A 2561-nucleotide genomic window follows, 5' to 3' on the forward strand; every position below is an offset into this window, starting at 1 on the left:
GAAATGCCCAGCACCGCACCGCTGAGCAGTTTTTTGGCTTCTTCCAGTCGCAGGTGCAGCACGTACTGCAGCGGCGTTGTGCCGATATGCTGTTTCATGCACCTCGTTATATAATCCGCCTGGAAATGCAGCTCCTCCTCAAGTCCTGCAAGATTAAACGGCTGCCTCCAGTGAACGTCCAGATAGCTTGCTGCTGCCCGGGCCAGCCGTACTGTAGGCTCTGGCAGAGCAGTCCGCGCGCATTCCGCCTGAAGCAGAGACATCAGCCCGGCCAGCAGCAGATGAAGCCGGAGTGCATTTTCAACGTTCAGCCGGCTGTGAATCTCGTTCATCTCATGCAGAATCGGCTCCAGTGCCTCTACATCGACTGCGGCGAATTTCGGCATGTACAGACGCTGCTGCCCAGAAGGCTCCTCATCCTCTACCGTACCTTTGGCCAGCAGCGACGGCCAGGGGATATCCTCCTGCCGGATATAAGCCGGCTTACACGCATGGATGAAGTGTACCCAGTATATCTCTGTATCCTCTTCACAGGCTCTATGCCCGAAATGCGGCAGCCCCGCCTCCAGTGCCAGCAGCTTACCCGGACCAATCTCGTATTCCTTATCCTGTTCTGTCATATAGAGTGTTCCCCGCTTCACCAGCAACAGATCGTACACTGGGAAGGTGCGGGCGAAATGCCGGTCTCCCGGTGACCAGACGGCATGTCCCACCGTGACGAACTGCGGCAGCGGCGGGATGGCGAATTCAAGGCACAGCACCGTATATCTCTCCTGTCAAAGTCGATTTTGTGCTATTCAAAGTCTATATTATCACTGGCTGCCCTGGCGGAAAAGAGGTACATTGACTGGGAATCCGCTTTACATCCAACCATATAAGGGGCTGTTTATCAATGCGTTTTCGTCAGGTTCACCTCGACTTCCATACTTCCGAAGCCATTCCCGGCATTGGACAGGAATTCTCCAAAACCCAGTTTCAAGCCATGCTGCGTGCAGGGCATGTAGATTCAATCACCGTGTTCTCCAAATGCCATCACGGCTGGGCTTATCATCCCAGTGAAGCCAATGAAATGCATCCGCATCTCTCCTTTGACCTGCTGGGGGAAATGATCACGGCGGCTCACGAGATCGGGGTCCGGACACCGGTATATTTGTCGGCTGGTCTTGATGAGAAGCTGGCGCGCCGCCATCCCGAGTGGCTGATCCGCGATGCAGAGGACCGGACACGCTGGGTGAAGGACTTTATGACGCCGGGTTACCATGAGTTTTGCCTGCGCACGCCATATCTGGACATTTTGCTGGCCCAAATCCATGAGGTGGTCTCCAGGTACGATGCAGACGGCATCTTTCTCGACATCGTCGGCGCCCGCAAATGCCGCTGCCAGTATTGTGTGGCCGCACTTCGGGCAGCCGGCCAGGACCCCCGCGACGAAACATCCGTAGTTGCCATGGGCGAAGCGACTTATCTGAACTATGCACGCCGCGTTCGGGAGACCATCGACGCCGTGAAGCCCGGTCTTCCGGTCTATCACAACAACGGTCATCAGCAGCGGGGCCGCCGTGATCTCGTCCATGTCAACAGCCATCTCGAACTGGAATCGCTCCCGACCGGAGGCTGGGGCTACGATCACTTCCCATTATCGGCACGGTACGCCCAGCCTCTGGGCATGGAATTTCTCGGCATGACCGGCAAATTCCATACCTCATGGGGCGAATTCGGCGGCTACAAGCATCCGAACGCACTGCGGTTTGAAGCCGCACTCAGTCTCGCCCACGGCGCCAAATGCTCCATCGGCGACCAGCTTCACCCTTCAGGCCGGATGGACGAAGCAACCTACGCCTTGATCGGCGCTGCCTACGCCGAGGTAGAGGCGAAGGAGCCATGGTGCAGGCGGGGTAGAAGTCGGTTGCCGACATCGCGGTCCTGTCCCTGGAAGCGGCGCGTGAGGCCTGTCCCGGCGGTCACGAACTGAAGGGGCAGCGCAATCTGGCCGATCCCGGTGTCGTACGCATGCTGACTGAAGGCCACTGCCTGTTCGACATCGTGGATATGTCCAGCGATTTCACCGCCTACAAGGTGCTGATTCTGCCGGACGAGGTGCCGGTATGGCCGGAATTGGCCGGTGCCATAGAAGCCTTTACGGCAGGAGGCGGCAAGGTGCTGGCCACCGGGCGTTCGGGTCTGAACACGGCCGGGGATGCTTTTGCGCTGAACCTCGGAGTCAAATGGCTTGGAGTTAATCCGTACCGGCCTGCTTATTTCCATCCGCACTTCACGCCCGGTGCCCTGCTGCCCGCCTCCTTTGTGATGTACAGCGAGGGTCAGCTAGTTGAACTTAACGGCGGCCATTCACTGGGCCACTTGGAGAATCCGTATTTCAACCGTGATGTCTTCTCCTTTTGTTCGCATCAGCACACCCCCGGTACCAGAGAAGACAAGGGTCCAGGCATGGTCGAGAGTGAAGACGGAATCTATATCGCCTGGGAGGTGTTCAGCGATTATGCGGATGGCGGACATCTCATCCTGAAGGAGATGGTGCTCCATGCCCTATCCCGGCTGCT

Annotated in this window: 1 protein-coding gene and 1 pseudogene; one reads left to right on the forward strand and one right to left on the reverse strand. The window is 57.6% G+C overall.

The window, feature by feature from the left end; all coding sequences use genetic code 11:
- Nucleotides 1-761, reverse strand: a 761-nt coding sequence (locus AQR02_RS19660; protein ID WP_082451918.1) for an AraC family transcriptional regulator, incomplete at its 3' end; no start/stop codon positions are given.
- A gap of 131 nt (nucleotides 762-892) precedes the next feature.
- On the opposite strand from AQR02_RS19660, the pseudogene AQR02_RS35625 reads away from it, so the two are divergent.
- A pseudogene (locus tag AQR02_RS35625) lies at nucleotides 893-2561 on the forward strand (beta-galactosidase trimerization domain-containing protein); the annotation flags it as partial.

This window comes from Paenibacillus ihuae (assembly GCF_001368795.1).
Classification (GTDB): Bacteria; Bacillota; Bacilli; order Paenibacillales; family Paenibacillaceae; genus Paenibacillus_AQ; species Paenibacillus_AQ ihuae.